The organism is Rhizorhabdus sp. (assembly GCF_018006725.1).
Lineage (GTDB): Bacteria > Pseudomonadota > Alphaproteobacteria > Sphingomonadales > Sphingomonadaceae > Rhizorhabdus.
Genome location: NZ_JAGMXV010000255.1, coordinates 1 through 5,984, shown reverse-complemented (window position 1 = coordinate 5,984; position 5,984 = coordinate 1). Strand labels below are relative to the sequence as shown.

Below are 5,984 nucleotides of genomic sequence, written 5' to 3'. Positions count from 1 at the left end.
TCGTATAGCAGTCGGTGCCGACATGGTCGCGGACATGGTCGCGCGGGCTGCCGTCGCGCTCGTAGTTCACCTGCCGCGGGCGGTCCTCGTAGATATAGTCGCCATAATGCCAGACGAACGCGACATCCTCGCGCGACAGATGGTCATAGGCAGTGAAAAGCCCGTCCTCGTAATTCTGACATCCGGCAACGCCAAAGCGGATGGCGTCCAGCTTTGCGCCGGGCAGCGGCAGAGTGCGCGCGCGGCCCAGCTGGGTCTTGTCGCGCCCGGCGACGAAACGATACCAATAGAGCCGGTCGGGCTGGAGGCCGCTCAGTTCGACATGGATCGAATGGCCGGTTTCGGGCCAGGCGGTCTCGCGCCCCTTCGCGGCAACGCGCTTCATTGCCTCATCTTCGTAGACATACCAGTCGACCTCGACCGGACCGGTCGGCATGCCGCCATGCTCGTCGAAGGGGTCGGGGCAGAGCCGCGTCCAGATCACGAAGCCGTCATGCGACGGGTCGCCCGAGGCGATGCCAAGGCGAAAGGGGAAGGCGAGGAAGAGCTGCTGCGCGCGCAATATTGCGGGAGCGGCGAGGAGTCCGGCGGCGGAGCCGAGGATGAGCTGACGACGCGATATCATGGCTTTTCCCTGCCGAGAACCGGTTGCACCCTTATGACGGCACCCGGCGAGCGACAAGAAATTGAGCAAGAGATTCGCCGGGGAAAAACGTCACGCCGATCGTCCTCGGACGACCGGCGTGACAGGTGGGGGTAGGGGTCAGATCCCGATCCGGGCGGTGACGCGAATGTCGCGCCCGGCGAGCGGCGCGAAGTCCTTGAGGTAGCTCGCATGGCGGCGGGCATCGACGTCGAAGATGTTGTGGGCCGTCAGCGACAGGGTCGTGTCCGGGCGATCGACGAAGGGATGCAGCGTCAGCGAGGCGTTAACCATCGTATAGCTGTCCGTAGGCGTCTCGAACGCGGCGAGGCGGCGTGCCTTGTCGGCCCATTCGACCTCGACCCGGCCCTCGATCCGGTCACTGACGGCGCTCAGGCCGCCGAGCAGGCGCAGCGGCGGGATGCGCGGCGCGGGACCGACATTGGTGATCCGTGCACGCACGACATCGCCCAGCGCATCGGCCTTGATCACATAGTCGCCGAGCGTCGCGAGATCGGCGGTTGCCTCTATCTCGGCGCCGTAGAAGCGTGCCTTCGCCTGCTGGTAGACGAAGACGGGAAGCCCGTCCTCGATCTGGCCGTTGAGGTTGTCGAAGATGAAATTGTCGAACCAGTTATAATAGACCGAGGCATGGAAGGTGTAGCCCTGGCCCTGGCCGTGCAGCACGCCTTCGAGGCCCACGCTGCGCTCGGTCTTGAAATCGGGGTTGCCGATCTCGAACGCCTCGGTACCGGCGTGCGGGCCGTTGGCGAACAGCTCCTCGGCCGCCGGCGCACGCTCGGTGCGCGAAAGGTTCGCGCCGATCCGCCAATTTTCCGACAGCTTGTAGGACGCGCCGAGCGATCCCGACAGCGTGTCGAAATTGCGGCTGCCGGAGAAGAATTGCGGCTGATCCTCGAACGGGCTCGCCGACAGCCAGCTCTTCTCGTAGCGCAAGCCGCCTTCGATCTTGAACTGGCCGAAGTCGAGCTGCTGCAGGGTGAACAAGCCGATCTGCTGGGTCTGATTGCGGGGCAGGAAGGCTTCTTCACCAACGACGTTGAAGTCGCGGACGAAGAACTGGCCACCGGTTGCACCATGCCAGATGCCGCGATCGGTCTGGACCAGCTCGACGCGGCCCTCCATGCCATTATTGTAGAAGGCCGTGCCGACCGAGCCATCTTCCTCGAGCTCGAAATGGCGATAGCGGGCATAGCCGAAGCGGGCGCGGACCGTCTGGATCAGCGACCCGCCGGTATCGATCTCCGCGCGCGCGTCGATGCGATTCTGGACCAGGCTGAGCCGCGGGCCTTCCTGGCTTTCGCCTGGCAGGGTCGCATAGCGGACCGGGACGCCGTAAAGGCTGTCATAATGGCTGTAGGAAATGCCGTAATGGCTGTCTCCATCGATGTACGACAGGCCTACGCCCGTAGTCCAGGTTTTGGCGGCGCTGTTGGGCAGCTTGCCCCGGATCGCGGCATTGGCGGCGAAATCGATGGGCTCCCCGGCGTCCGGGTCGGCGGGAAGCTGGGCGGAAGCTAGCGCCTCCGCGCGGGCTTCGGGGCTCAGGGCATAGCCGCCGATGCGCATGTTTCCGGTCTTGAGATAGCTGCCGTCGACATGGGCGACGAAACCACCGCCGATCGGCGCATCGACCGCAGCCGCAGCCGAACGCTCGTTCGAAGCGCTGCCATAGGTCAGCAGAGCATCCACATGGATCGCCTCGGGCATCGAGCGCGGAATACGCTTGTCGAGGACGTTGACGACGCCGCCGATTGCGGACGAACCGTAGAGCAGGGCTTCCGGGCCTCGCAGAACCTCGACGCGCTCTGCCAAGAGCGGGTTGATCGCGACGGCGTGGTCGACGCTGGTGTTCGACACGTCGATCGAGCCGATGCCGTCGGTCATCACGCGCACGCGTTCACCCTGAAGGCCGCGCAGCACCGGGCGGGAGGCGTTCGGACCGAAGGATGTCGCCGACGCGCCCGGCGTATGCTCGATCGTCTCGCCGATGGTCGGCCGGATGGAAACGGTCAGGTTGGTTCCGGTGAGCACCGACGTGCCGGACAGCACGTCCATCCGTCGGCTTTGCAGCGGTGCCGTAACGATGATGTCCGAGGCAGGCTGGCGATGAAAGCTGTCGCTATCCTCATCGGCATGGGCGGCGGAGGGCATGATGGCGAGGGCGATTGGCGAAATCGAGAGAACGAGCCGCGCTTTGAGCGTCATGATATACTATCCCTTTACCCTGTATGGCGCGGAGGTAGCGTGGATGTGATATTATATCAAGCCATTATGCGGCGGTGCGAAAAACTTTTATCTGCAACCATTTATCCGGCGTTAAGCGGTTGCGTCGCGCTAATTTTGCTGTCCACAATGTCGCGGACATACGGGTTAGCCATCGATCTGGTCCGCGGGAAAGAGCCGCCTAAACAGCCTACGTCCGTACCAGTGCCACAGCAGAAGCAGTAGTAGCAGGACGAGGAAGGGCGGACTAGCATAGGCCAGGATCGTGAGTAAGGTCACGACCGTCCACGTCAACGAGCCATAGGCTTGATGACCCGCTTCAGCCACACCGGCGATCAGCCCGACGCCAGCGCCTGCCTCGTAGGTGAAGCTCATAGAGGTCGACTGAACAGAATCTCGCGCCGCGTTTGCAGCTTCGCTGCTCTCGCGCTGGGCGCCTGCCAGTTCTGCACGTCGCTCCAGCAATTTGGCGCGCACCGCTGGTGTTAGGTCACGCCGCAGAAGCTCCCTTTCGACATCGGCTTGTGCGCGGCCGATGTCTGTCTTTTTAGCGTCTGCCGCGGAGATTTCACGCTGTGCGTCGGTCCCGTCGATTTCTGCAGTTTGCAGCGCTCCACCGGCCATTACGACATTCTTCACTGCGTTGCGGCCGAACGGTCTAGCAATCGCGGCTTCCAAGGAGACATTGAGGCTGGCCTATACGTTCCCGGCGCGATCGACCCTGTACGACATATCAGTGATGCGGCAACGGCCTGCGGATAGCTTCTCGCACGCCTGCGCATGCGCTTCCTGCACGTCAGCTATATCTGCGGATGGAAGCCGAAACTGATAGTTGTAGGAGAATGCGACACCGGCGGCATTCGACACCGTCTCTCCGACATCCTCAGGCGTAGCCTTGTTGCACCCAGCCAGGGCCAACGCCGCTAGTATCAGACCGACTGAACGCATAGTGAAATCCCCTCGGATACAGAGCCTTGCAGTTTTCGATTTCCAGTTCAAGGCAACCGGAGCCCGGAGATGTATCCGCCTTTGAAAACTCTCGTCATGCGTACATAGAGAAACCGCTGCAGATGAAGGACCCGTTCGACCGCCCTGCATCTTTTGCCGGCGTCTTCTACCGCAACCCCGTCGCGGCTCTCGACTGGCTGGAGCAGGCGTTCGGGTTTCGGCGGTCGATGGTCCTCACCGATCCGGACGGCGCGCTCGTGCATGCCGAGATGCGGTTTGGCGATTGCCTCATCGTCGTCGACGGCGAGTGGTGCGACGAGGTTGCAAGCCCGCTGTCCACCGGCGGCCGTAATACGCAGTCGATCTATGTCAGGCTTGCCCATGGCCTGGACACGCATTGCGAACGGGCGCGGGAGGCGGGTGCGCGGATCGTTCAGCTGCCCGAAGACCAGATCCATGGTGATCGGACTTATCGCGCGTTGGACCCGGAAGGGCACCTCTGGACGTTCGTGCAACCCGTTCGCTCGGTGTCGCAGGCGGAGGTCGCAGCCGCCACCGGGTGGACAATCGAAGGCTGGCACGACGGCTGAAGCCCTTTGCCTGCGCAGGCTTTCTCCTATAGCCGCCGCAGAAAGGCCCAGCCCAGCGCGGGCATGCGGATCGTCTTGCGGTTGGTCGTGATGCCGGGCGCCGAGCAGCGCTCGACGAACGCGGTGACGAAATCCGCCGGCAGCGGCCAGTCACGCGGTTCCCGGCTGAAATTGTAGAGGCAGAGCAGCTGTTCCCGGCCATGTCGGCGGGTGAAGGCGAGAAAATCTTCGTCGGTCTCGATGAAGGCGAGATCGCCGCTTTGCAGCGCGCGGCTGTTCCGGCGAAAGGCCAGGGCCTCTCGATAGAAATGCAGGACCGAGCGGCAATCGGCCTCCTGCACTTCGACCGCCCTTGCGCGATGCTCGGGGGGGACGGGCAGCCAGGGTGTCGCGGTGGAAAAGCCGCCATGCTCGCCATCGGTCCAAGGCATCGGCGTCCGGCATCCGTCGCGACCCTTGAAGGCAGGCCAGAAGCGGATGCCATAAGGATCGCGCAGATCCTCGAAGGCGATCTCGGCCTCGGGAAGTGCCAGTTCCTCGCCCTGATACAGGCAGATGGCGCCACGCAGCGCGATCAATATGGCGAGCGCCATGCGGGCGATGCGCGCGGGATCGTCACCCTTGCGGGCGAAGCGGGTCGCGTGGCGCGGCACGTCATGGTTCGACAGCGCCCAGCACACCCATCCATCGCGGGTGGCCTCGTCGAACTTCTCGACCGTCCTCCGGAACATGGCGGGCGCGAAGTCGCTGCCGAACAGGTCGAAGGTGTAGCAGAAGTGGAGCTTGTCGCCGCCGCCGGTGTAGAGGCCAACCGTGGCCGGGGAACGGTCTCCATCGCCGACTTCGCCGACCGCCACGCTGCCCGGATATTCGTCGAGCAAGGCCCGGATCCGCTGCAGGAAGGGCAGGTTTTCGGGCTGGGTCTTGTCGTAGAGATGCTCCTGGAACCCATAAGGGTTGGTGTCGGGCACATCATGGCCGGCCGCGCGCGGCGCCGGCGGGTTATCGCGCAGCGCCGCGTCGTGGAAATAATGGTTGCAGGCATCGAGCCGGAAGCCGTCGACGCCCCGGTCGAGCCAGAAGCGCATGATGTCGAGCAGCGCGTCACAGACCTCCGGATTGTGGAAGTTGAAGTCGGGCTGCGAGGCGAGGAAGCTGTGCATATAGTATTGCATCCGCGTCCCGTCCCATTCCCAGGCGGGGCCGCCGAAGATCGACAGCCAGTTATTGGGCGCGGTGCCGTCGGGCTTGGGATCGGCCCAGACATACCAGTCGGCCTTGGGATTGGTGCGGTCGCGGCGGCTTTCGCGGAACCAGGCATGCTGGTCCGAACTGTGGCTGAGCACCTGGTCGATGATGACCTTCATGCCGCGCGCATGGGCACCGGCCAGCAGCGCGTCGAAATCGGCGATCGTGCCGAACATCGGATCGACGTCGCGATAGTCGGACACGTCGTATCCCATGTCGGCCATGGGCGACTTGAAGAAGGGCGACACCCAGATCGCGTCGACGCCGAGCGAGGCGATATGGTCGAGCCGCGCGGTCACGCCCCTGAG

Annotated in this window: 5 protein-coding genes; 1 reads left to right on the top strand and 4 read right to left on the bottom strand. The window is 63.8% G+C overall.

Translation table 11 applies throughout. The features are described 5' to 3' along the window. From KAY22_RS23025 to KAY22_RS23015, 3 genes are all read right to left on the bottom strand, one after another. Positions 1-625, bottom strand: a 625-nt coding sequence (locus tag KAY22_RS23025; protein WP_296625508.1) for a PhoD-like phosphatase N-terminal domain-containing protein, incomplete at its 3' end; no start/stop codon positions are given. Positions 626-763: 138 nt separating this feature from the next. Next, positions 764-2,872 (bottom strand): TonB-dependent receptor, encoded by a 2,109-nt coding sequence (locus KAY22_RS23020; RefSeq protein WP_296625507.1) that lies wholly within the window; start codon positions 2,870-2,872, stop codon positions 764-766. 165 nt (positions 2,873-3,037) lie between these two features. After that, positions 3,038-3,568 (bottom strand): hypothetical protein, encoded by a 531-nt coding sequence (locus KAY22_RS23015; RefSeq protein WP_296625506.1) that lies wholly within the window; start codon positions 3,566-3,568, stop codon positions 3,038-3,040. A 392-nt stretch (positions 3,569-3,960) separates the two neighbouring features. On the opposite strand from KAY22_RS23015, the gene KAY22_RS23010 reads away from it, so the two are divergent. Continuing rightward, positions 3,961-4,428, top strand: a complete 468-nt coding sequence (locus KAY22_RS23010; RefSeq protein WP_296625505.1) for a VOC family protein — start codon at positions 3,961-3,963, stop codon at positions 4,426-4,428. Positions 4,429-4,454: 26 nt separating this feature from the next. Here the strand turns inward: KAY22_RS23010 and KAY22_RS23005 are convergent. Continuing rightward, positions 4,455-5,984: alpha-glucosidase (locus KAY22_RS23005; protein ID WP_296625504.1), on the bottom strand; the 1,530-nt coding region annotated here is incomplete at its 5' end.